This window comes from Pseudarthrobacter phenanthrenivorans, assembly GCF_036455295.1.
Taxonomy (GTDB): Bacteria; Actinomycetota; Actinomycetes; order Actinomycetales; family Micrococcaceae; genus Arthrobacter; species Arthrobacter phenanthrenivorans_C.
In genome coordinates this window covers 275498-298625 of the sequence record NZ_JAYXNX010000005.1, presented here as the reverse complement: position 1 = coordinate 298625, position 23128 = coordinate 275498, and the positions used below count along the sequence as shown (strand labels likewise).

The window sequence follows — 23128 nt, the reverse complement described above, 5'->3', positions numbered from 1 at the left end:
ACGACCAGCGTGGCGTGCATCATTGAACCAACGGGAACGCGCTTTCCCGGCAAGCTTCAGAACATCGCCTACTCACCGTGGAGGACCCATGGGCTTCGAAACCAAAACCATCCGCATTGCCATGAACGGCATCACCGGGCGCATGGGTTACCGTCAGCACCTGCTGCGCTCCATCCTGCCCATCCGTGATGCCGGCGGCTTAACCCTGGAGGACGGCACCCGGGTACAGGTGGAACCCATCCTGGTGGGCCGCAACGAGGCCAGGATCCGTGAACTCGCTGAGCAGCACAAGGTCTCCGAGTGGACCACCGACCTGGACGCTGTGATCAACGACCCCACGGTCGACGTCGTCTTTGATGCGTCCATGACCAGCCTGCGCGCCGCCACCCTCAGGAAGGCCATGCTGGCCGGCAAGCACATCTTCACGGAGAAGCCCACGGCCGAAACGCTGGAAGAGGCCATCGAGCTGGCGCGCATCGGCAAGGAAGCCGGCGTCACCGCGGGCGTTGTCCACGACAAGCTCTACCTCCCGGGCCTGGTCAAACTCCGCCGCCTGGTGGATGAAGGCTTCTTCGGCCGCATCCTGTCCATCCGCGGCGAGTTCGGCTACTGGGTCTTCGAAGGCGACATCCAGGCAGCCCAGCGCCCGTCCTGGAACTACCGCAAGGAAGACGGCGGCGGAATGACCACGGACATGTTCTGCCACTGGAACTATGTCCTTGAGGGCATCATCGGCAAGGTCAAGAGCGTCAACGCCAAGACCGCCACCCACATCCCCGCCCGCTGGGACGAGGCCGGCAAGGAGTACAAGGCCACCGCCGACGACGCCTCCTACGGAATCTTCGAACTCGAGACCCCCGGCGGCGACCAGGTGGTGGGCCAGATCAATTCTTCCTGGGCAGTGCGCGTCTACCGTGACGAACTGGTGGAATTCCAGGTGGACGGCACCCACGGCTCCGCGGTCGCGGGCCTGAACAAGTGCGTCGCCCAGCAGCGCGCCCACACTCCCAAGCCTGTCTGGAACCCGGACCTGCCCGTCACCGAATCCTTCCGTGACCAGTGGCAGGAAGTTCCCGCCAACGCTGAACTGGACAACGGCTTCAAGCTGCAGTGGGAAGAATTCCTGCGGGACGTCGTCGCCGGCCGCGAGCACCGGTTCGGGCTGCTCTCCGCCGCCCGCGGCGTGCAGCTCGCCGAGCTTGGTCTGCGCTCGAACGACGAACGCCGCACCATCGACATTCCGGAGATCACCCTCTCATGACGTCCCTCATCCTTCCCTCCGAAGACGGAGGCACCCGGGAATACCGCCTGCAGGGCGGCACCTCGTGGGCCAAGCCCACCGCCCCCTTGGTAGCGCGCCGCGCCTACGCAGCCGCGCACGTAATCCCCGAAGTCCTCGCCGATAACACCCCCGGCGCCCCGGCCCGGCTGGACTGGGATGCCACCATGTCCTACCGTCACGAGCTATGGTCCTACGGCCTGGGCGTCGCCGATGCCATGGACACCGCCCAGCGCGGCATGGGCCTGGACTGGGCCGCCACCCAGCAGCTCATCAAACGTACCGGCGTCGAAGCTGCCTCGGTGGTTTCCGCCAACAACCCGGCCACCGCCGGCAAGTCCGTGCGCGACCTGGTGTCCTGCGGTGCCGGCACTGACCAGTTGGACATCGACGCCCTGCCGTCCGGCAGGGCGGGCGTTGAGGCGGTCCTTGAGGCCTACCGCGAACAGATCGCCGTCGTTGCCGAGGCAGGCCCCAAGGTCATCCTCATGGCCTCCCGCGCACTGGCAAAGGTTGCTGCCGGTGCCGATGACTACCTCAGGGTCTACTCCACCCTCCTGCGGGAAGTGGACCAGCCCGTCATCCTGCACTGGCTGGGCACCATGTTCGATCCGGCGCTGGCCGGCTACTGGGGTTCCGACGACGTCGCCACCGCCACGGACACCTTCCTCAACCTCATCAGGGACAACGCTGACAAGGTGGACGGCGTCAAGGTCTCCCTGCTTGACGCCGCCCACGAAGCAGCACTCCGCGCAGTCCTGCCGGAAGGCGTCCGCCTGTACACGGGCGATGACTTCAACTACCCGGAACTGATCGACGGCGACGGCGCGCACCACTCCGACGCCCTGCTCGGCATCTTCGCGGCCATCTACCCGGCCGCATCGGCGGCGCTGCAGAACTACGACGCCGGAAATAACGCCAAGGCGCGCGGGATACTGGACTCCACCCGCGAACTGGGCAAGCACATCTTCAGCGCCCCCACCTTCTACTACAAGACCGGCATCGCCTTCATGTCCTGGCTCAACGGCAAGCAGCCAGGTTTCCAGATGGTGGGCGGCCTGCACTCCGGCCGCTCGGTGTGCCACCTGGCCAGGACCTTCGAACTGGCGGACCAGGCCGGACTCCTCAGGGACCCTGCGCTCGCCGCCTTCCGGATGTCGGATTACCTGCGGATCAACGGGGTGGGAGCATGAGCGATTTCTCCCGCCTGTCCATCAACAGCGCCACCACCAAGAAGTGGACCCTCGCCCAGGTGGTGGAGGGCTGCGTCAACGCCGGCATTCCGGCCATCGGCCCTTGGCGGGACCGGGTGGCGGAAGCGGGCCTGGACAAGGCGGCCCGGCTGATCAAGGATGCCGGCCTACGGGTCTCCTCCCTCTGCCGCGGCGGGTTCCTCACCGCCGCTGACGCCGAAGGGCAGGCTACCGCGCTGGCCGACAACCGTGCTGCCATCCTTGAGGCCGTGGCCCTGGACACCCGGGAGCTGTTCCTGGTGGTCGGCGGCCTGGCGCCGGGGGAGAAGGACGTGGTGGCAGCCCGGCAGCGCGTGGCGGACCGGCTCGCGGACCTGGTCCCGTTCGCCCGGGAGAACGGCGTCCGCCTGGTCCTGGAACCGCTGCACCCGATGTATGCGGCGGACCGTGCGCTCATCTCCACCCTGGGCCAGGCCCTGGACCTTGCGGCGCCGTTCGACGCTGCAACGGTGGGGGTCGCCGTCGACACCTTCCACGTCTGGTGGGACCCCGAACTGAAGGCGCAGATCGAACGGGCCGGGCGGGAAAGCCGCATTGCCTCTTATCAGGTGTGCGACTTCAACATGCCCATCGCCGCCGATCCGCTGCTCTCCCGCGGGTACATGGGCGACGGCGTGGTGGACTTTGCCACGATTGGCACCTGGGTGCGCGAGGCCGGGTACACCGGCGACATCGAGGTGGAAATTTTCAATCAGGAGATCTGGGACACGGACGGCAACACTGTCCTGTCCACGGTCAAGGAACGCTACGCGGAGCTCGTCCAGCCGTACGCCTGACCTGATCCAGACCGCAGGCTCCTGCTGCGTCACGGCAGGAGCCTGCGCCCCACATGAAAGGACCCGGACCAACGGTGGATGCCCCACCGTTGGTCCGGGTCCTTCTTCCTGCCTGCTGCTTGTTACTGCCCTACGCGTACAGTGAGGCGAACCGGCGGTACCGCACGAGCACGCCGGCGTCGTCCTTCCCGAGGGGAAGGTCGACGGCGTCTGCCGCCCAGGCAGGGAACCGTCCGGTGAGTGCCGCCGCAGCCTGCCGGGCCGCGCCGTCGGCAACGTATTCACCCGGCCGGGGGACAGAAATGGCTGTTCCGAGCAGGCTTGCCGCCACTTCCTGCACGGCTGCAGACTGGGCGCCCCCGCCCACTAAAAGGATCCGCCGGGCTGACACCCCGTGGTCCTGCAGTGCCGCCAGGCCGTCCGCAAGGGAGCAGACCACCCCTTCGACGGCGGCACGCGCCAGGTTGGCGGGCGTGTAGTTGGCCCTCGTGATGCCGTGCAGCGACCCTGTGGCATCCGGCAGGTTGGGCGTCCGCTCCCCATCGAAGTAGGGGACCAGGGTCAGGCCTCCGGCGCCGGCTCCGGCGGACAAGGCAAGCCTGTTGAACTCCGGCAGGTCCACGTCCAGCAAAGCCGCTGTGGCATCGAAAATCCGGGTGGCATTCAAGGTGCACACCAGCGGCAGGTAATGCCCCGCCGCGTCGGCGAACCCCGCCACGAGTCCGGAGGCGTCTGCCGCAGCCGTATCCGAGACGGCAAACACCGTGCCTGAGGTGCCCAGCGACATCACTACGTCGCCCAGGCCCGCGCCCGCCCCGAGGGCGGCGGCCGCATTGTCACCGGCACCTGCAGCCAGGATGGCACCTGATGGTGTCTTTCCCGCCGGCTCCAACGGTCCGAGGACCTTGGGCAGGGCGGGAACATGCCCGAGGGCCGCGTCCAGGACATCGGGAAGGTAGGTGCCCTCCGCCGTCGAGTAGTATCCGGTGCCTGACGCGTCCGAGCGGTCGGTAGCCAGCGCGGCCAGGCCCTCACCGCCGCTGCCGGGCCCGTAGCCTGCCAGCCGCCAGGTCAGCCAGTCATGAGGAAGGCACACGGCGGCTACTTTTGCCGCATTCTCCGGTTCGTTTTCCGCCAGCCAGCGCAGTTTCGTCACCGTCAGCGAGGCTACGGGGACGGTGCCGGTGGTGCGGGCCCAGTACTCCGCGCCGGCGGCGGGATCTCCGCCGCCGGCACGTGTGATGAGTTCCGCGGCTGCGCCGGCGCTCCGGGTATCGTTCCACAGCAGCGCCGGGCGGATCACCGCGCCCTCGCTGTCCAGGCAGACCATGCCGTGCTGCTGGCCACCGACGGATACGGCGGCGACGTCATCCAGGCCGCCGGCGTCGGCCACAGCTTTTTGCAGCGCCGTCCACCAGTGGTCCGGGTGTACCTCGGTGCCCTCCGGATGAAGTGCGCGACCCTGGCGGACCAGCGCCCCGGTGTCCGCGTCTCGGATGACTACCTTGCAGGACTGGGTGGAACTGTCGATTCCTGCGACGAGCACCATGGTTTAGCGGGCGCCCAGGAGGTGTTCGATGGCGAGCTGGTTGAGCCGGACGAACGCGAAGGAGCGCTCGGCGGCCTTGTCGGCGTCGAAGTTCTCGAACGCTGCGGCGTCGGCGAGCAGGTCTGCCGTGCTTTCACCGGCGGCGAGGGTGGTTTCGCCGAGTTCGAAGACGCCGGAGGCCTTTAGGGCTTCCTGCACCTGCGGGTCTGCCCGGAAAGCCAGGGCGCGTTCCTTCAGCAGCAGGTACATGGCCATGTTCGACTTGGCGGATTCCCAGACGCCGTCGTAACCGTCGGTGCGGGACGGCTTGTAGTCGAAGTGGCGGGGGCCGTCGTACTTCGGGCCGCCGCCAGGGAAACCGTTCTCGAGCAGGTCCACGGTGAAGAACGCACTGGTGAGGTCGCCGTGCCCGAACACCAGGTCCTGGTCGTACTTGATGCCGCGCTGGCCGTTGAGGTCGATGTGGAAGAGCTTGCCCGCCCAGAGGGCCTGGGCGATGCCGTGGGTGAAGTTCAGGCCGGCCATCTGCTCGTGGCCCGTTTCCGGGTTCAGGCCTACGATGTCGCCGTGTTCCAGCTGGGCAATGAAGGCCAGTCCATGGCCGACGGTGGGCAGGAAGATATCGCCGCGGGGCTCATTGGGCTTGGGCTCCAGTGCGATGCGGAGGTTGTAGCCCTTCTCCTTGATGTAGCCGGCGGCGGTGTCAACGCCTTCCTTCATCCGGTCCAGGGCGGCGGCCAGGTCCTTGGAACCGTCGTATTCACTGCCCTCGCGGCCACCCCACATGACGAACGTTTCGGCACCAAGCTCTGCGGCGAGGTCGATGTTCCGCAGGACCTTGGACAGGGCAAAGCGGCGGATTGAGCGGTCGTTGGAGGTGAAGCCGCCGTCCTTGAACACGGGGTGGCTGAACAGGTTGGTGGTCACCATGGGCACCTTCAGCCCGGTCTCGGCCAGGGCTGAGCGGAAGTTCTTCAGGATGAGCTCCCGCTCCGAGGCGGAGGCGTCGAACGGAACGAGGTCGTTGTCGTGGAAGGTGAGGCCGTACGCGCCGAGTTCGCTGAGCTTGTGGGCTGCCTCAATGGGGTCGAGGGCTTTGCGGGTGGCCACACCAAACGGATCGGCGCCGGTCCACCCGACGGTCCAAAGGCCAAAGGTGAACTTGTCGGCGGGGGTGGGGGAAAGAGTCATGATGCGTCCTTGCGATCGGGTGCTCCGCGGGAATGCGAAGCTTTAGTTCATTGCTTGAACTATATGAGCGGACGTAGGGTGGGGTCAAGAGTTCAGCTGGGAAAGAGCCGGGAAATCCGGCCGGTACCCAACCAGGGAGGTTTGTGATGGTGATGCCGGCGCCTGCAGTGTCAGGGACCGGAGGGGCAGCCCCCGGAACCGTGGGTGATGTGCGGCGCAGCAACCTTGCTTTGGTCCTGGGCGGCATCGCAGAGTTTCCGCCCGGTACCTGTCCAAGCCGCGCCCAGGTGGCCGCCGCCACCGGATTGACCAAAGCTTCCGTGTCCAGCCTGGTGCTGGACCTCCTGGACGCCGGAATCATCCGCGAAGTTGGCCTGAACCCCCAGGGGCGCGGCCGCCCCGGAGTTGGCCTGGAACTCAACCCCAGCCGCGCCGTCATGGGCATGGAGATTAACGTCGACTACATCTCGGCGGCGGTGGTTGACCTGTCCGGCAAGGTCCTCATCCGGGAGGTCAAGGAGCGCGACAACCGCAACAGTGCCCACGCCCCGGTGCTCGCAGCGCTCGCAGCCCTGGCCGTGCGGGTGCGGAGTTCCGCAGGGGAACGGGGAGTGGAGGTCCTGGGCGGAGGGCTGGCGGTGCCTGGACTCGTGGATCCTGCCAGGGCGCGCGTGCTCACCGCTCCCAACCTGGGCTGGGTGGACGTGGACCTTGATCTGGATGCCCTGCTTCCCGAAGCACCCCTGGGGGTTGCGCTGTTCAACGAAGCGAACGCAGCGGCCCTGGCGGAACTTCGGGACCGGCCGGACGGTGCTTCCGACTTCCTGTTTGTCTCGGGCGAGGTGGGTGTCGGTGGAGGCATCGTGCTGGGCTCGGAGCTGTTTACCGGCCCTGAGGGCCATGCCGGCGAGGTTGGACACATCGTAGTGGACCCGGAAGGCGGACATTGTTCGTGCGGGGGAACTGGCTGCCTGGAAACTGTCGCCGGGCAGGATGCCATCTTTGCGGCCGCCGGGCTGGTCCCGGACACCGGTTCGCGCTCTGCCAGCATGTCCGCGCTCCTGCAGGCGCTGAAGGCCGCCGAGCCCGGGGCGGTGACCGCCGTCGAACGTGCCGGCCGCAGCCTGGGCATAGCGCTGGCGTCCGCGGCGCGCGTGGTGGATATCCAATCTGTGGTCCTCGGCGGCCACTTTGCACTCCTTGAACCGTGGCTGCGCGGCCCGTTGCTGGAAAGCCTGGGGAAGTATGCACCGGGCAAATATGCGCCGGAGCGGGTCGCCGTATCCGCGGTAGGTGAAGCCGGAGCCCTGCTGGGCTCGGCCGGCAGCGTCATCCGCTCCCTCATGGAGGCGCCACACAGGCTGCACGCGTAGCCGAAACGCAGGACGCCCCGGTCCGAAGACCGGGGCGTCCTGCGTAAAGGTGCCCCAGGAGGGAATCGAACCCCCGACCGGCGGATTAGAAGGCCGCTGCTCTATCCCCTGAGCTACTGAGGCATCGGTTTCCGGCCTGCAGCCGGCGCCTCGAAAAGTTTACCCTGCCCGGGATGCCGGCGGTGTCATCCAGCCACTCCTCCTCCACATCTGCATCCGACGGGCTGTTGTCCACATACGGGGATCGGCCCCTCCTGTCAGGCGGGCATCCCACGCGATGCTGGTCGTGCCTCCTAAGGGCGCCACCATCCAGACAGGACATAGACATGAGCGAAACGATCACTATCCGGGGCTTCGTGGCCACCGGCATTACGAGTTTCACCACGCCGGGAGGAGTGGCAACAGCTTCCTTCCGCCTCGGTTCCACCAGCCGGCGCTTTGACCGGGAAACCAAAACCTGGGGTGACGGGCACACCAACTGGTTTACCGTCCAGGGCTACCGTGCCCTTGCCGGGACCCTGGGCTGCAGCATCAGGAAGGGGCAGCCGGTCATTGTCGTGGGCAAGCTGAAGATCCGCACCTGGGAGAAGGACGGCCGGGTGTACCACTCCACCGTCATTGATGCAGAGACCGTGGGCCACGACCTCACCTTTGGATCCGCCAACTTCATCCGCACGGCTTCCAGGCCGGTCCTGTCCCTCGTCGAACAGCCGCCGGCTTCCGATACGCCCGGGATGGATGAGGTTCAGGACGAACCGGAGGACCGCCAGGACGAACACCCTGAGGATGACGGCCACCCGGCCGTCGTCGTTGAGGACAATGACGGTGGACTCGCCTCGCTGGACCTGGAAACGGGGGAGCTGGCCGAAGTCTAAGGAAGCACCCATCAGGTATCAGCCTTTCCATCCAGTCCCGGGCGGACGGGATGGCGGCACCCCGAACCGCCTTCCGTCCGCCTGCCAATGCGGATCGCCCGCCTCCCGGCCCTGCGGGTCAGGAGCCTCCCGGTACCCGTGGCAGAATGACAGCATGCGTCTGACCCCCTCCCGCCGGTACACAACCTGTGCCGGTGCAGCACTGGCAGGCGCGGTCCTGGCCTCCGTCCTGTCAGGTTGTGGCGCCGGCCCTTCCGCCGGCCCGGCCGTGAAAGAAACAACCGGCAGCCAGCAGCTATCAGCGTCCCCGGCCGCCGGCACCACGGCACCGCCACAGCCTGGCCAGGCTGCGGATCAGGTACCGCAAAGCGCCGGAGCCTCCGCGCAACCCCTGGCAGACACGTCCGGCGGTGCGTCTGCCGCCGCAGCCGCCGCCACCGAAAAAGTAAAAGTCACCGTGACTGACGCCCTGACCAGGCTGGCTGCCGGAGCGCCAAAACCGGCCACGGCCCAGGTCAGCGACGCCCTCACAGGTGCCGGTATTGCAGCATCGCAGCTTCAGGTATCGCAGAGCCGAACACCAACCGGACTGGAGGCGGACGCCATCGAAGCAGCCGTGCTTCAGGGCCGGGACTGCGTCATCGGGCAGGTGCGTGAAGGGGCAGTGACCGTCACGGTCCTTCCCGTGCTGGCCAGCGGCAAATGCTTCGTGGGGTCCTGACCCCTCTGTCCCGTCGGCCGAAAATGTGAGATCTGCCCGCCAACCCACTAGATTTGAGACCATGGCGGAATTTATCTACACAATGACCAAGGCCCGCAAGGCCGTTGGCGAAAAGCTCATCCTTGATGACGTAAGCATGTCTTTCTTCCCGGGCGCCAAGATTGGTGTTGTGGGCCCCAACGGTGCCGGTAAGTCCACCATCCTCAAGATCATGGCCGGGCTGGACACACCCTCCAACGGTGAAGCCAGGCTCAGCCCCGGGTACAGCGTGGGCATCCTGCTCCAGGAGCCGCCGCTGAACGAGGAAAAGACCGTTCTGGGCAACGTCCAGGAAGGCGTCGGCGAGATCTACGGCAAGATCCAGCGCTTCAACGAAATCTCCGAGGAAATGGCCAGCCCTGACGCTGACTATGACACCCTCCTCGAAGAGATGGGCAAGCTGCAGGAGGCCATCGACGCCGCCGATGCCTGGGACCTCGACTCCCAGCTCGAGCAGGCCATGGACGCCCTCCGTTGCCCCCCGGCGGATGCTGACGTCACCAACCTCTCCGGTGGTGAGCGCCGCCGCGTGGCCCTCTGCAAGCTTCTCCTGCAGAAGCCGGACCTGCTGCTCCTGGACGAACCCACCAACCACCTGGACGCCGAAAGCGTGCTCTGGCTGGAACAGCACCTCTCCAGCTACCCCGGCGCAGTCCTCGCCGTGACCCACGACCGCTACTTCCTGGACCACGTGGCGGAATGGATCGCCGAAGTGGACCGCGGCCACCTCTACCCCTATGAGGGCAACTACTCCACCTACCTGGAAAAGAAGCGCGCGCGCCTCGAAATCCAGGGCAAGAAGGACGCCAAGCAGGCCAAGCGCCTCGCCGAGGAACTCGACTGGGTCCGCTCCAACGCCAAGGGCCGCCAGACCAAGTCGAAGGCCCGCCTGGCCCGCTACGAGGAAATGGCCGCCGAGGCAGACCGCACCAGGAAGCTGGACTTCGAAGAGATCCAGATCCCGCCGGGACCCCGGCTGGGCGGACTGGTGCTGGAGGCCAAGAACCTCCAGAAGGGATTCGAGGACCGCGTCCTGATCGACGGACTGACCTTCACCCTGCCCCGCAACGGCATTGTGGGCGTCATCGGGCCCAACGGCGTGGGCAAGACCACCCTGTTCAAGACCATCGTCGGCCTCGAGCCGCTCGACGGTGGCGACCTGAAGATCGGCGATTCCGTCAAGATCTCCTACGCGGACCAGAGCCGCGGCGGCATCGACCCCAACAAGACCCTGTGGGAAGTCGTCTCCGACGGGCTCGACTTCATCCAGGTGGGGAACGTTGAGATGCCGTCCCGCGCCTATGTTGCCGCTTTCGGCTTCAAGGGCCCGGACCAGCAGAAGAAGGCCGGCGTCCTCTCCGGCGGTGAGCGCAACCGCCTGAACCTGGCCCTGACCCTCAAGCAGGGCGGAAACCTGCTGCTCCTCGACGAGCCCACCAACGACCTCGACGTCGAAACCCTCAGCAGCCTGGAAAACGCGCTGCTTGAGTTCCCCGGCTGCGCCGTGGTGGTTTCGCACGACCGCTGGTTCCTTGACCGGGTGGCCACCCACATCCTGGCCTACGAAGGTGACGACGAGAACCCCTCCAAGTGGTACTGGTTCGAGGGTAACTTCGAATCCTACGAGGAGAACAAGGTCCAGCGGCTGGGCCCGGACGCCGCCAAGCCGCACCGTGTCACGCACCGGCGCCTGACCCGCGACTAACAGCGCGGACCAGCCTGACAGAACGCAGAAGGCCGGCACCCCTGACAAGTTCGGGGTCCCGGCCTTCTGCGTGCCTCCGGAGCTACGGCCCGTCCGGGGTGGTGGGAATGCGCACCATCCCCTCCTGGGCCACGGACGCCACGTGCTGGCCCTCACGGTCGAAGATCCTGCCGGTTGCCAGGCCGCGGGCGCCGTGGGCACTGGGGGACTCCTGGACGTAGAGGAGCCACTCATCCACCCGGGCCGGCCGGTGCCACCACATGGCGTGGTCCAGGCTGGCGACGTTCATCCCGGGGGTGGTCCAGCTCAGGCCATGCCTTCGGAGAATGGACTCGAGCAGCGTGTAGTCGCTCGCGTAGGCAAGGGCAGCGCGGTGCAGGTTGGAGTCGTCCGGCATTGGTCCGAAGGTCTTCATCCAGACGGCATTGCGTGCCTCCCGCGGTCCCGCCGCTGACACGTACAGCGGGGGGTCGACGTGCCGGATGTCGAAGGGCCGTTCGTAGGCCCAGTGGCGGGCTACCGGGTGGTCGAACTTACCCAGCAGGTCCGCCGTGCTGGGCAGCGATTCAGGGTCCGGAATACCGGCAGGCATGACGGAGGAGTGGTCCACTCCTTCGTCCTCACCCTGGAAGGAGGCGATCATTGACAGGATGGGCACGCCCTCCTGGTACGCGTGCACCCGCCGCGCGGAGAACGAACGGCCGTCGCGCAGCCGCTGAACTCCGAACGTGATGGGCTTGTTGGCGTCACCGGGGCGCAGGAAATATCCGTGCATGGAGTGGACAAAGCGTTCCGGGTCCACGGTCCTGGTGGCGGCTACCAGCGACTGCGCCAGCACCTGCCCGCCGAACACCCTGTGGTGCGGCTGCTGCTGCGACGGACCGAGGAAAATATCCTCATCCGTGCGGGCGCCCTCAAGCTCACCAAGGTCCAGCAATTCGATCAGTGATGAGGTTGGGTCCCCGCTTGGCGGCGCCAGCAGTCCGGCTTCGGCTTCAGTCATGGTCCGACTCTAGACGGCGCCCCGGGAACCACTCAACCGCAGCGGAGCCGGTAGTGTCATAGGTGTGTCTGAACTTCTCACCTCGTCGTTCCGTTTCGCCGATCCCCGGGATCTGGCGGACCTGAAAACGTTCGCCACCCGGGCCAAGGCCATCGACGACAGCGGTGCCATGAGGCTGCAGGCGGCCGGCCCCGTCCTGGCCGCCTACGTCTGCGTCCTGCGGCCCAGGCTCCTGGGCGAATCAACCCCCACCATCCTGGGCCTGCGCACCATGGCACTGGCGGAACCGTCCGCCACGGACGTCACCGTTGCCTTGTCATCGGTCCTGGACCGGCTGGCCCGCACGGGGGAGAACGACGTCGAATTGCCCGTTCCGCCCACCACCGTCACCGAGTCATGGACTGGGGTGGGCGCCCCGCGGAGCGGATGGGAGCTGCTGGGGGCCGTGAGCGACGCCCAATTGCGCGCGGCGGCTGAGGCAGGCATGGCCGAGGTGGCAGAAATCGTGCCGGACAAGCCCGGAGCCCTCATCGTGAACAACGCCCGGGCAGCCGTGTGGGGACGGGAGCTTGACGACGCCGGCCTGCCCGCCGGTGCAGCGTTCGCTGCCTTCGCGCTGGGGTTCCTCGCGGACGGCGACCAAAAGCTTTACCGCGCGGGCCGCTGGTTCCGCCTGTCCGGTTCCCGTGGCCACGTCCTGGCACGGACCGGAAGCGGCCTGCTGTAGCCGCAGGCAGCTGCGCCTGAGAAGGCCGGAACCGGGGTTCAGGAACCGGAGGGACTGTTCACCATGGACAGGGCTGCCCGCTCCATGTAATCCCACAGCGTTCCCTCGTACAGCGGCGGCAACTCCAGGGCGTCCACGGCGGTGCGCATGTGGAACAGCCACCGGTCCTTTGCCTCGGGAGTGACCCTGAAGGGCATGTGCCGCATCCGCAACCGGGGATGGCCGCGTTCCTCACCGTAGGTGGTGGGGCCGCCCCAGTACTGCTCCAGGAACATCAGGAACCTGCGCTTTGCCGGCGCCAGGTCCTCTTCGGGGTACATCGGGCGCAGCACCGGGTCGGTGGCCACGCCATCGTAAAAGACGTCGATGAGCTTCACGAAGGTTTCGTGACCGCCTACGGCGTCGTAGAAGCTGTCCGTGTAGTCCGGCTTGCTGAAAGGGTCGTTCTGCATCAACTGTGGCCGCTGCCCGGGGCGCGGCTCGATGGGAAGCGACATGCTAGTCCCCGGCTTTCTGGTCAGTCTTCTTGGTCTCAACGTGCGCCGAGCCCTGGTCGGTGGTTCCGTCGTCGGATTCGTGCAGCGGAACGTACCGCCCCTGGGACCGGTTGCCCACCCTCAGAATTTCGCCGTTCCGCAGGTACCAGATGGCGCCGTCGTCGGAGCGGACGCGGGTGATCCGCAGCCCCATGGACTCCACCACTCCCACCACCTCGCTCGTTTCGATCACATCGCCGATTCCGTACTGGTCTTCAATGGTAATGAAAATGCCCGCCAGGAAGTCCCGGATGAGCTGCTGGGCGCCAAAACCAATGGCCACACCCAGGATGCCCACGCTGGTCAGCAGCGGGGCGATATTGATGTCAAGGTTCTGCAGCACGTACATGCCGGTGATGATTACCACCAGGACGCCCACCACACTGTTGAGGAGCGAACCGATGGTCTCTGCGCGCTGGACGCGGCGTTCGTGGTCAAGGGCGCGAAGTGCCGGCGCCACCCATTTGAACCTGGGTTTCTTGAAGAAGTTGCTGCCCGACGCCACCCGCTTGGTGATGCGGGAAATGACGAACGTGGCCACCAGCCAGACGGCGACGCCGATGCCCAGGCTGATCACGATGCCCGGAATGCTCACGCCGCTCGGCTGGCTGGGGGCAGGAGGAAGTAGGGACAACATGGTGGTCATGGGTGGAAGAAACTCCTCGGGATATTGCATGGTGGTCCTTCAACCCTAGCGCCGCAACCTGGGCATTGCCGGGCGTGTGGAGCTGCCCGGCAGGGAAGCCCGGGGCTTAACCCACCACCGTGACAGGTTCATGCTCCACCGGGAAGTTCACGCTCCGGGCGATGAAGCAGACCTGGTTGGCCTCGTGATGCAGGGAGGCCGCCAGCTCGGCATGCCGGGCGTCGGCCACCGTTACGCGCGGGTGCAGGACCACCCGCTCGAACTGGCCGCTGCCGTCCCGGTTGAGCCGCATGAGCCCGGACGCCTCATCCCGGTAGTCCGTCACCACCACCCCGTGCTTCACCGCCACGTGCAGGTAGGACAGCATGTGGCACTGTGCCAGCGCGGCCAGGAGGAGCTGCTCCGGGTTGTAGCGTTCCCGGTCCCCGTGGAACGTGGGGTCCGCAGAGCCCTTCAGCACCGGCAGGCCGGGAACGAGCACGTCATGGTCGCGGGAGTAGCTCCGGTAGGACGAGGTGCCGTCACCCCGGTTCCCGGTCCACTGGACGGTCAGCGCGTAGTGGTGTTCATCAAGGCTCACTGCGGGCTGCCTTCCTCAACGACGTCGGCGGCACGGGCGCGCAGGGCCCGCGCAACGCCGTCGCGGTTTTCCATCATCATCCGCCGCAGCGCTGCACTTTCGGCCGGCAGCGAGGCGAGGAAGCTGTCCGTCCGGTCGATGGTCTCCTGTGTGGTCAGCAGCGCCGGGTAGAGGCCGACGACGATCTGCTGGGCCAGGGCGTGGGTGCGGGTTGCCACGATCCCCGGTACGGCAGCGAAGTACTTTTCCGCGTACGGTTCCAGCAGGCTGCGGTCCAGCACCCGCATGAAGCCGGTGACCGCCGATCCCTGCAGTGCGTTGGACAGCTCGCCCTTGACCACGATGGACTCCCACGCGGCAGCTTTCGCTTCGGGCGTGGGGATGGCGGCCTTGGCCAGCGCCGCCGCGTTCTGGCCGCTGGAGGTGTTGTCCCGTTCCAGTTCCGCGTCGATGCCTTCCTGCCCCATCCGGCCGCCGGCAACCAGGGACGCCACCAGTTCCCAGCGGAGGTCCTGGTCAACGCTCAACCCCGCCAGGGCAACGGAGCCGTCCAGCAGTCCGGCCACCCGGTCCAGCTGGGAACCGCTGCGGGCCAGGAGCGCGAAGGACTTGATGAACTGCAGCTGCGCGTCGGAGCCGCCCGCAACGCCGGAGGCCAGGTCCCACAGCCGGTCCACGGCGGCAACCGCGGTTGCTTCCCTGTGGTCCTCGGCCACATAGAAGTTCAGGGTGGTGGCCAGCTGGCGGAGCTGCACCAGGATCACGGAGGAATCCGTCTCGGCGGCGACGTTGGACAGGATCAGCTCCACGTACCTGCGCGCCGGAGCCTCGCCGTCCCGGGCTGCGTCCCAGGCGGAATTCCAGACGAGGGTCCGGGGCAGGCTCTGGGCGAAATCCTTCAGGTGGGCAGTGGCGGTGGCCAGCGACTTGGGATCGAGGCGCACCTTCGCGTACGCAAGGTCGTCATCGTTGACGAGGACCAGGTCAGGCTGTGCCAGGCCCGCAAGCCCCGGCACTTCGGTGCGTTCGCCGTCGACATCCAACTCTTCGCGGTGCACCCGCTCAAGCTTCCCGTCGGTGTTCAGGTTGTAGAAGCCCACGGCGAGGCGGTGCGGCCTGATCGTGGGCCACTCCGGAACAGCTGTCTGCACGATCGCAAAGGACTCCAGGTTCCCGTCCGCGTCCACCTCCAGTTCGGGAGCGAGGGTGTTGACGCCGGCGGTCTCCAGCCACTGCCGGCCCCAGTCGTCCAGGTCCCGGCCACTGGCTTTTTCCAGCTCCACCAGCAGGTCGCGGAGCTCGGTGTTGCGCCAGGCGTGCTTGGCGAAGTACTCCCGGACACCAGCCATGAACTGCTCAGGCCCCACCCATGCCACCAGCTGCCGGAGCACCGAGGCGCCCTTGGCGTACGTGATGCCGTCGAAGTTGACCTCCACATCCTGCAGGTCGTTGATCTCGGCGAAGATGGGGTGCGTCGTGGGCAGCTGGTCCTGGCGGTAGGCCCAGGACTTCTCCACGGAGGCGAACGTGGTCCAGGCGCTGGTGAAGGACGTGGCTTCCACCGCCGCCAGGTGGGACATGTACTCGGCGAAGGACTCGTTGAGCCAGAGGTCGTTCCACCAGCGCATGGTCACCAGGTCCCCGAACCACATGTGGGCCAGTTCGTGCAGCACGGTGATGGCGCGGCGCTCGATCTGGGCGCCGGTGACCTTGCTGCGGAAGACGTAGCCTTCCAGGATAGTCACCGCCCCGGCGTTTTCCATGGCCCCGGCGTTGAACTCCGGAACGAAGAGCTGGTCGTACTTTTCAAACGGGTAAGGGCAGCCGAACTGTGCCTCGAAGAACCCGAAACCCTGCCGGGTGAGTTCGAAGATGTTCTCCGCGTCCAGGTACTGCATCAGCGACTTCCTGGCGAAGACCCCAAGCGGGATGACCCGGCCGTCCGAACTGGTGACCTCACTGCGGACGGACTGGTACGGGCCGGCGATCAGGGCTGTGACGTAGGAGGACAGCCGGGGTGTCGGCGCGAATGTCCACGTGGACCGGGCAGTGCCGTCCCCGGCGTCCACCGGTTCCGGGGTGGGGGAGTTGGAAACCACGTCCCAGTGCGACGGCGCCGTAACCGTGAAGGCGAAGGTTGCCTTCAGGTCCGGCTGCTCGAAGACGGCGAACATCCGGCGGGAGTCGGGAACCTCGAACTGCGTGTACAGGTAGACCTCGTTGTCCACCGGGTCAACGAACCGGTGCAGGCCCTCGCCGGTGTTCATGTAGGGCATCTCTGCCACGACCGTCAGTTCATTGTGGCCGGCCAGGTCGGGGAGCTGGATACGTATTCCGTCCGAGACGGCTGCGGGGTCGAGGCTCCGGCCGTTCAGGGTCACGCTGTGAACAGTCCGGGTGACGGCATCAATGAACGTGGACGCGCCGGCTGATGCGGTGAATTTCACGGTGGTGGCACTGCCGAAGACCTCTCCGCCGCGCGTCAGGTCCAGGCTGACTTCGTAGGACTCGACCGTGATCAGTTCGGCGCGCTCACGGGCTTCGGCGCGCGTCAGGTTCATGCCTGGCAAAGGAGATCCTCCAGAGAAGTTTCGGCTGCCGGCCGGTGGTCCCGGTTCCGGCACTGTGATGCATTCTTCCATCCCCTGACTCCTTGGCAAGTTGCGCAGCTCACAGCAGGCCCTGGCGATTGGCTGAACGCCTGCAGGGGTAGCGTTAATTGCATGGGAAAGCTGCTGGATTCGGTGGATACGAAGGCCCTGCGTTTCGCTGCAGGGTTCCCGGTTGTCCTTGCCGCCGGCTTTGTCTTCTGCGCGTTGCTGCTGCGTTCCGACTTGCCGGAGCCGCTCGCCGTCCAGTGGACGGACGACGGCGGCGCCTCCTTTGCGCCTTTCGGCGCCTACGTGGGAGTCGGCGCCGCGGGGATCGTCGTTTCAGGGTGGCTGGTCCTGCTGCAGGCAGTGCCCCTTGGCCGGCCGGTGATGATGCGGCGGATCATGATGGGCGCCGGCCTCTTCGTGAGCCTCTTCGTCACCTCTGCTCTTGCCGCGGGCCTCGTCGGCCAGACCGGCCTGGCGGACGCCCGGCAGTCGCACGTGGATATGACCGTCCTTGCCCTCGGAAGCGGCGCGGCAGTATCCCTTGGGGTTGCCATGGGCATGGTGTACAAAGCGGACCGGCAGTGGTCCCCGGATGACGACCGGGCGCTGCAGATTGCCGTCGCAAAGGAGCTGGACCCTGACCTTGCCCGCGACAGCATCAGGATGTGGGTCCACGCCAGGAGCTCGGTGTTCGTCATGATCGCCATCGCCTCACTGTTCCCGGCTGCCCTCATCGCCGTCCTGGTGCCGTGGCTGGGCATCCTGCTGGTGGTCCTGGCCTTCATCGGCGCCGCGTTCCTCTTCGCGCGCATCAGGGCGGACCGGCGTGGGTTGAAAGTCCTGCTGGCCGGGGTGGTTCCCGTCATGGATGTACCCGCAGGCGCCATCTCGGACGCCAGCGCAGCAGAGGTGAAAGCCGCCGACTATGGCGGGTGGGGCTACCGCCACCACCGCGGAACCGCCGCCATGCTCGTCAGCAGCGGACCCGCCGTCGTCGTCAGCAAGACTGACGGCCAGCGGCTGGCCGTCAGCGGCGGCAGCCAGGCCTCCGCCGCGCAGCTGGCCGAAGTGCTCACCCGGGTGGCCGCCAGGGCCCGGCGGGGCGGGACCCCGCCCGCCCATGGCGAGTCCTAGTATCCTTATCGGTGTCGTTCGGCCTCCACCCGGGTGGCCAGGCTCCCCACAACCGAATGGAAATTGCACGTGACAACTTCCCCTGCCTTCCCGCGGGTCCATATCGCCACCGACCACGCAGGCATGGAGCTCAGCGCCCACCTGGTCACCCACCTGTCCGGCAAGGGGTACGAGGTGGTGGACCACGGTCCCAAGGTTTACGACCCCCAGGACGATTACCCGTCGTTCTGCATCAACGCCGCCCTCGCCGTCGTGGCAGACCGGGACGCCGGCGTCCACGCCCTGGGCATCGTGCTGGGTGGTTCGGGCAACGGAGAGCAGATCGCCGCCAACAAGGTCAAGGGCATCCGCGCGGCCCTCGCCTGGAACCTTTCCACCGCCACCCTGGCCCGCGAGCACAATGACGCTAACGTGGTTGCCCTGGGCGGCCGCCAGCACACAGTTGAAGAAGCCACCGCACTGGTTGAAGCCTTCCTTGCCGAGCCATTCAGCAACGATGAGCGCCACGTCCGCAGGATCGAAAAAATCGCTGTCTTCGAGGCCACCGGCGAGGTTGTCGAGTAGTGCCTGAAGGCCACTCCGTCCGCAGGCTTGCCCGGCAGTTCGGGGACGTCTTCGCCGGTGAAAAGCTCGCCGTGTCCAGCCCGCAGGGACGGTTCAGCGGGGGAGCGGCGCTGCTGGACGGCCACACGCTGGAGGCTGCGGAGGCGCACGGCAAGCACCTGTTCCTGCACTTCGACAACTCCCTGGTGCTGCACGTCCACCTTGGCCTGTACGGCGCCTGGAGCTTCGGCGGCGACAGCACGTTCGCCGGTGCGTCCAGCATTGGTGCCCCGCGGCGGGTAGGGGAGCAGGAAGCCTTCGGCGACGGGGACGACGACGGGTCCGCGCCGTATGCGGGACCGCCGGCTCCCGTCGGGGCAGTGCGCGTCCGGCTGGCCGGGAGCCACGGCTGGGCGGACCTGCGCGGTGCCACCACCTGCGAGACCATCACTGCCGCGGAGGTGGAGGCTGTCCTGGCGCGGCTCGGCCCTGACCCGCTGCGCAATCTCCGCGGTGACGCCGGCCGGTTCGCAGCCACCCTCCGGTCCCGGAAGACGCCCTTGGCGGCGCTGCTCATGGACCAAAAGGTGATTGCCGGCGTCGGGAATGTGTACCGTGCGGAAGTCCTCTTCCGGCGCCGGCTGGACCCGTGGCTTCCCGGCGGTGCCCTCCCGGACAACGATGCCCGCAAGCTCTGGCGCGACATCGTGGCCGTCATGGGTGACGGCGTCGCGGATGGGCGGATCATCACCACGCCGCCGAAATACTGGCGCCTCGACGGCACCAGCGCTGCCAAGGCTGCCGCGGCGGGACTGCCGGTCCCCGTCAAGAGCGCGCACTTTCCCCACCGCGAGGATGTCCACTTCGTCTACAAACGGCACGGGCTGCCCTGCCGGGTGTGCCGCACGCTCGTGCTGACCGCCGAGCTCGCCGGACGCAACCTCTACTGGTGCCCGTACTGCCAGCAGCCGCAGGACTAGCCGCTTCTTTGCTCCCGTGCGGAAGCGGGGCACTTTGGCGCGGACACGCCGTCGGCCGGCCCTGAAGGCGGCGCCGACGCCCGCAAAGTGCCCCACGACCGCCTGCCGGGTTAAACGAAAAGGACCCCTCAGCTGAGGGGTCCTTTTCCATGGAGGGGACGACGGGAATCGAACCCGCGTAATCAGTTTGGAAGACTGAGGCTTTACCATTAAGCTACGTCCCCGAAGGAAGATCCGTTTTTCGCGGAAACTCCGGGCTGGCTGTCCAAGCCGGATACAACTAAACCTAATCCATGGCCTACGTGTCAAATGTGCATTCGCGGCGCGTATCACCGTAGACTTGCCTGTGCACTTACGGGGTGTAGCTCAGCTTGGCTAGAGCGCCTGCTTTGGGAGCAGGAAGTCGCAGGTTCAAATCCTGTCACCCCGACTCTGCGGCCAGGACCAGTCGGCCTGGACATAGGACATAAACGCGTTGCAGAAACCCATCCCACAACCCAGGAGTACTTAGACCGTGAAGAGCGCTGTCGAGAACCTCACCCCCACGCGGGTCAAGCTCAATGTTGAGGTCCCCTTTGAGGAACTGAAGCCCAGCATCGACTCGGCCTACAAGACTGTTGCTGAGCAGATCCAGGTTCCCGGGTTCCGCAAGGGCAAGGTTCCCGCCAGGATCATCGACCAGCGCGTCGGCCGCGGCTACGTCCTGGAGACCGCCATCAACGACGGCCTCAACGGCTGGTACCAGGCTGCCGTGCAGGAATCCGGCATCCGCCCCCTGAGCCGTCCCGAGGTGGAAATCACCGAGGTGCCCGACCCCTCCGCAACCGACGGCGGACTGAAGTTCGCCGCCGAGGTTGACGTCCGCCCCGAAATCGAACTCCCGGACTACTCCGGCATCGAGGTCCAGGTCGCTGCTGCGGAATCCTCCGAAGCCGATGTGGACAAGGCCCTGGACGAACTGCGCGGCCGCTTCGGCACGCTCAAGTCAGTCGACCGCCCCGCTGCCGATGGTGACTTCCTCACCATCGACATCACGGCCACGATCGACGGCGAAGAGGTCGACTCCGCTGCCGGCCTGTCCTACCAGGTTGGCGCCGGCACCATGCTCGAGGGCATGGACGAGGCCGTGACCGGCCTCAGCACCGACGAAGACGCCATCTTCGACACCACCCTTGTTGGCGGCGACCACGCAGGCGAAGCCGCCCAGGTCAAGGTCGTCGTGAAGGCCGTCAAGGAACGCGAACTGCCCGAAGCGAACGATGACTTCGCCCAGCTCGCCTCCGAGTTCGACACCCTCGCCGAACTCCGCGAAGACCTGGCCAAGCAGGCTGCAGACTCCAAGATCGTCGAGCAGGGCGTCGAAGCCCGCGACAAGGTCCTGGACAAGCTGGTTGAACTGGTTGAGGTTCCCGTTCCGGACTCCGTGGTCGAAGAGCAGCTGGAAGCCCACTTCCAGGAAGGCAACGGCCACGGCGACGGCGAGCACGACACCGAAGAGCACCGCGAAGAAGTGCGCACCAACACCGCCCGCGCCTTCCAGAACGAAATCATCCTCGACGCCATCGCTGAGAAGGAAGAAGTCAACGTCAGCCAGAACGAGCTGATCGACTACATCGTCACCACCGCAAGCCAGTACGGCATGGACCCCAACCAGTTCGCGCAGATCATCGACCAGAGCGGCCAGGTCCCCATGATGGTTTCCGAGGTCCGCCGCCGCAAGGCCCTGGCAGTGGTCCTGGGCCAGGCCACGGTCACCGACACCGAGGGCAACGCTGTTGACCTGAGCGACTTCGTGCGCCCCGCCGGTGAGGAAGCCCCTGCCGCCGATGCTGCTGACGCAGACGCCACCGAGACCGCCGAGGCCGAGGTTGCCGAGGCTGAGGTTGTCGAAGCCGAGGACACCACGGCAGACGCCAAGGCATAGCCCTTACCGGCCCGACGCAGACGGCCCCTGGATCACTTCGATCCGGGGGCCGTTCGCATTGGACACGAAGGACGCGCCGCCGATTCGACGATCGTGCGCCGTCAGCGAACAGCCCTCGGTGCGCGAACAAAACGCCCGGGAAACCGGTTAGTGTCCAAGTAGTGATTTTCAGTGATGTCACCGTCACCAGTGAGAGGTAAGTAAACATGTCACAGCACTCAGAGGCCCCCCGGATGGCGACCGTCGATCCTGCAGCCCAGGACAACTACATTTACAACCGCCTTCTCAAGGAGCGGATCATCTGGCTCGGCTCGGAGGTGCGTGACGACAACGCCAATGCGATCTGCTCACAGCTGCTCCTGCTCTCGGCCGAGAACCCGGAGAAGGACATCTACCTCTACATCAACTCGCCCGGCGGTTCCGTCACGGCAGGCATGGCCATCTACGACACCATGCAGTTCATCCCCAACGACGTCGTGACCGTCGCCACCGGCCTGGCAGCGTCCATGGGCCAGTTCCTGCTCTCCTCGGGCACCAAAGGCAAGCGCTACGCCACCCCCAACGCCCGCGTGCTGATGCACCAGCCCTCCGGCGGCATCGGCGGTACCGCGTCCGACATCAAGATCCAGGCCGAACTTATCCTGCACATGAAGAAGGTCATGGCGGAGCTGACTGCGGAGCAGACCGGCCAGACCGTGGAAACCATCCTCAAGGACAACGACCGCGACAAGTGGTTCACTGCCGCTGAGGCCCTCGAATACGGCTTCTTCGACAAGATCGCCGCACACGCCGGCTCCGTGTCAGGCGGCGGCGGAACGTCCAACGGTTCCTCCGGCGATTCAGCCTCCCAGAACTAACCGGCATCAAGAACCCCTTCGATCAGGAGCAAACACAATGAACTACAACTTCGGGTGGTCAGCCGGCAATCTTCCGTCCAGCCGCTACGTCCTGCCGCAGTTCGAGGAACGCACCCCGTACGGCTTCAAGCGCCAGGACCCTTACACCAAGCTCTTCGAGGACCGCATCATCTTCCTCGGGGTGCAGGTTGATGACGCATCCGCCGATGACATCATGGCCCAGCTGCTGGTTCTGGAATCCACGGACCCGGACCGCGACATCACCCTTTACATCAACTCTCCCGGCGGCTCGTTCACGGCCATGACGGCCATCTACGACACCATGCAGTACATCCGCCCCGAGATCCAGACCGTGTGCCTGGGCCAGGCCGCCAGTGCTGCCGCCGTCCTGCTGGCCGCCGGCACCCCCGGCAAGCGGCTGGCCCTGCCCAACGCCCGCGTCCTGATCCACCAGCCGGCGCTGTCCGGCGGCCAGGGCGGACAGGCCTCCGACCTGGAAATCCAGGCGGCAGAGGTCATGCGCATGCGGTCCTGGCTTGAGGACACGCTGGCCCAGCACTCCGGACGCACGTCCGAGCAGGTCAACAACGACATCGAGCGCGACAAGATCCTCACCGCCGAAGAGGCCCAGGCCTACGGCCTCATCGACCAGGTGCTGGATTCACGCAAGATCAAGCCGCAGGCAATCACGCGGTAGCAGTGCGTAAAGCCGGTGCGGCCAGTTCATTTGGCCGCACCGGCCTTTTCTTTCCACCCTTGGGGGCGAATGTGACCTAGAGTGGATGTTGTCACACACCGGCCTGCGCTGGCCGGGTAGATTTCAGCAATGGTGCAGGG

The 23128-nt window shown here is 66.3% G+C and carries 21 protein-coding genes and 3 tRNA genes; 15 read left to right on the top strand and 9 right to left on the bottom strand.

What is annotated here, in order from left to right:
* The first annotated feature begins 88 nt into the window (after positions 1–88).
* From VXJ37_RS09225 to VXJ37_RS09215, 3 genes are read left to right on the top strand one after another with little or no spacing between them, the layout of a single operon-like run.
* A complete protein-coding gene (locus tag VXJ37_RS09225; protein ID WP_331322726.1) occupies positions 89–1261 on the top strand; it encodes a Gfo/Idh/MocA family protein in 1173 nt (390 codons plus the stop codon).
* Positions 1258–2472 carry a dihydrodipicolinate synthase family protein gene (locus VXJ37_RS09220; protein ID WP_331322725.1) on the top strand — a complete coding sequence of 405 codons (1215 nt, stop codon included), beginning with the start codon at positions 1258–1260 and terminating at the stop codon, positions 2470–2472. Before VXJ37_RS09225 ends, VXJ37_RS09220 begins: the two co-directional genes overlap by 4 nt.
* A complete protein-coding gene (locus VXJ37_RS09215) occupies positions 2469–3308 on the top strand; it encodes a sugar phosphate isomerase/epimerase family protein (RefSeq protein WP_331322724.1) in 840 nt (279 codons plus the stop codon). The genes VXJ37_RS09220 and VXJ37_RS09215 overlap by 4 nt, the downstream gene beginning before the upstream one ends.
* A gap of 130 nt (positions 3309–3438) precedes the next feature.
* Here the strand turns inward: VXJ37_RS09215 and xylB are convergent, their stop codons facing one another.
* A complete protein-coding gene (xylB, locus tag VXJ37_RS09210; protein WP_331322723.1) occupies positions 3439–4857 on the bottom strand; it encodes a xylulokinase in 1419 nt (472 codons plus the stop codon).
* A gap of 3 nt (positions 4858–4860) precedes the next feature.
* Positions 4861–6048, bottom strand: coding sequence for a xylose isomerase (xylA, locus tag VXJ37_RS09205; protein ID WP_331322722.1), 1188 nt, complete (start codon positions 6046–6048; stop codon positions 4861–4863).
* A gap of 146 nt (positions 6049–6194) precedes the next feature.
* Between xylA and VXJ37_RS09200 the strand changes: the two genes are divergently transcribed.
* Positions 6195–7421, top strand: a complete 1227-nt coding sequence (locus VXJ37_RS09200) for an ROK family protein (RefSeq protein ID WP_331322721.1) — start codon at positions 6195–6197, stop codon at positions 7419–7421.
* A 50-nt stretch (positions 7422–7471) separates the two neighbouring features.
* Here VXJ37_RS09200 and VXJ37_RS09195 read toward each other — a convergent pair.
* A tRNA-Arg gene (locus VXJ37_RS09195) sits at positions 7472–7544 on the bottom strand.
* 203 nt (positions 7545–7747) lie between these two features.
* On the opposite strand from VXJ37_RS09195, the gene VXJ37_RS09190 reads away from it, so the two are divergent.
* The 3 genes from VXJ37_RS09190 (at position 7748) to ettA (ending at position 10761) form a co-directional block, all read left to right on the top strand.
* Positions 7748–8296 carry a single-stranded DNA-binding protein gene (locus tag VXJ37_RS09190; RefSeq protein ID WP_331322720.1) on the top strand — a complete coding sequence of 183 codons (549 nt, stop codon included), beginning with the start codon at positions 7748–7750 and terminating at the stop codon, positions 8294–8296.
* A 154-nt stretch (positions 8297–8450) separates the two neighbouring features.
* Positions 8451–9017: a DUF6993 domain-containing protein gene (locus VXJ37_RS09185; protein WP_331322719.1), complete on the top strand. Its 567-nt coding sequence runs from the start codon at positions 8451–8453 to the stop codon at positions 9015–9017.
* Positions 9018–9078: 61 nt separating this feature from the next.
* The gene (gene ettA / locus VXJ37_RS09180) at positions 9079–10761 is read left to right on the top strand and encodes an energy-dependent translational throttle protein EttA (protein ID WP_331322718.1); all 1683 of its coding nucleotides are present in this window, start codon (positions 9079–9081) and stop codon (positions 10759–10761) included.
* An 82-nt stretch (positions 10762–10843) separates the two neighbouring features.
* Here ettA and VXJ37_RS09175 read toward each other — a convergent pair whose 3' ends face one another.
* Complete coding sequence (locus VXJ37_RS09175; RefSeq protein WP_331322717.1) at positions 10844–11764, bottom strand: acyl-CoA thioesterase; 921 nt, start codon at positions 11762–11764, stop codon at positions 10844–10846.
* Positions 11765–11828: 64 nt separating this feature from the next.
* On the opposite strand from VXJ37_RS09175, the gene VXJ37_RS09170 reads away from it, so the two are divergent.
* Positions 11829–12491 (top strand): hypothetical protein, encoded by a 663-nt coding sequence (locus VXJ37_RS09170; RefSeq protein ID WP_331322716.1) that lies wholly within the window; start codon positions 11829–11831, stop codon positions 12489–12491.
* Positions 12492–12529: 38 nt separating this feature from the next.
* Here VXJ37_RS09170 and VXJ37_RS09165 read toward each other — a convergent pair whose 3' ends face one another.
* From VXJ37_RS09165 to pepN, 4 genes are all read right to left on the bottom strand, one after another.
* On the bottom strand, positions 12530–12988 hold the full coding sequence (locus VXJ37_RS09165; protein ID WP_331322715.1) for a globin: 459 nt from the start codon (positions 12986–12988) through the stop codon (positions 12530–12532).
* Between the two features lies 1 nt (position 12989).
* Entirely contained in the window at positions 12990–13673 is a 684-nt protein-coding gene (locus VXJ37_RS09160; RefSeq protein WP_331322714.1) for a mechanosensitive ion channel family protein, read from the bottom strand.
* Between the two features lie 106 nt (positions 13674–13779).
* On the bottom strand, positions 13780–14253 hold the full coding sequence (locus VXJ37_RS09155; protein ID WP_331322713.1) for an OsmC family protein: 474 nt from the start codon (positions 14251–14253) through the stop codon (positions 13780–13782).
* A complete protein-coding gene (pepN, locus tag VXJ37_RS09150) occupies positions 14250–16814 on the bottom strand; it encodes an aminopeptidase N (RefSeq protein WP_331322712.1) in 2565 nt (854 codons plus the stop codon). The genes VXJ37_RS09155 and pepN overlap by 4 nt, the downstream gene beginning before the upstream one ends.
* Before the next feature lie 162 nt (positions 16815–16976).
* Here pepN and VXJ37_RS09145 point away from each other — a divergent pair, with 162 nt between their 5' ends.
* The 3 genes from VXJ37_RS09145 (at position 16977) to VXJ37_RS09135 (ending at position 19510) form a co-directional block, all read left to right on the top strand.
* Positions 16977–17987 (top strand): hypothetical protein, encoded by a 1011-nt coding sequence (locus VXJ37_RS09145; protein WP_331322711.1) that lies wholly within the window; start codon positions 16977–16979, stop codon positions 17985–17987.
* Positions 17988–18056: 69 nt separating this feature from the next.
* Positions 18057–18551: a ribose-5-phosphate isomerase gene (locus VXJ37_RS09140; RefSeq protein ID WP_331322710.1), complete on the top strand. Its 495-nt coding sequence runs from the start codon at positions 18057–18059 to the stop codon at positions 18549–18551.
* Positions 18551–19510, top strand: a complete 960-nt coding sequence (locus VXJ37_RS09135; RefSeq protein ID WP_331322709.1) for an Fpg/Nei family DNA glycosylase — start codon at positions 18551–18553, stop codon at positions 19508–19510. The genes VXJ37_RS09140 and VXJ37_RS09135 overlap by 1 nt, the downstream gene beginning before the upstream one ends.
* Positions 19511–19660: 150 nt before the next feature.
* Here VXJ37_RS09135 and VXJ37_RS09130 read toward each other — a convergent pair.
* Positions 19661–19734 (bottom strand) — tRNA-Gly (locus tag VXJ37_RS09130).
* 131 nt (positions 19735–19865) lie between these two features.
* Between VXJ37_RS09130 and VXJ37_RS09125 the strand changes: the two genes are divergently transcribed.
* The 4 genes from VXJ37_RS09125 to VXJ37_RS09110 all read left to right on the top strand — a co-directional run bounded on the left by VXJ37_RS09125 (position 19866) and on the right by VXJ37_RS09110 (position 22988).
* A tRNA-Pro gene (locus VXJ37_RS09125) sits at positions 19866–19940 on the top strand.
* A gap of 84 nt (positions 19941–20024) precedes the next feature.
* The gene (tig, locus tag VXJ37_RS09120; RefSeq protein ID WP_331322708.1) at positions 20025–21434 is read left to right on the top strand and encodes a trigger factor; all 1410 of its coding nucleotides are present in this window, start codon (positions 20025–20027) and stop codon (positions 21432–21434) included.
* 233 nt (positions 21435–21667) lie between these two features.
* A complete protein-coding gene (locus VXJ37_RS09115) occupies positions 21668–22291 on the top strand; it encodes an ATP-dependent Clp protease proteolytic subunit (RefSeq protein WP_331322762.1) in 624 nt (207 codons plus the stop codon).
* 37 nt (positions 22292–22328) lie between these two features.
* The gene (locus VXJ37_RS09110; protein ID WP_307426312.1) at positions 22329–22988 is read left to right on the top strand and encodes an ATP-dependent Clp protease proteolytic subunit; all 660 of its coding nucleotides are present in this window, start codon (positions 22329–22331) and stop codon (positions 22986–22988) included.
* Positions 22989–23128: the final 140 nt, after the last annotated feature.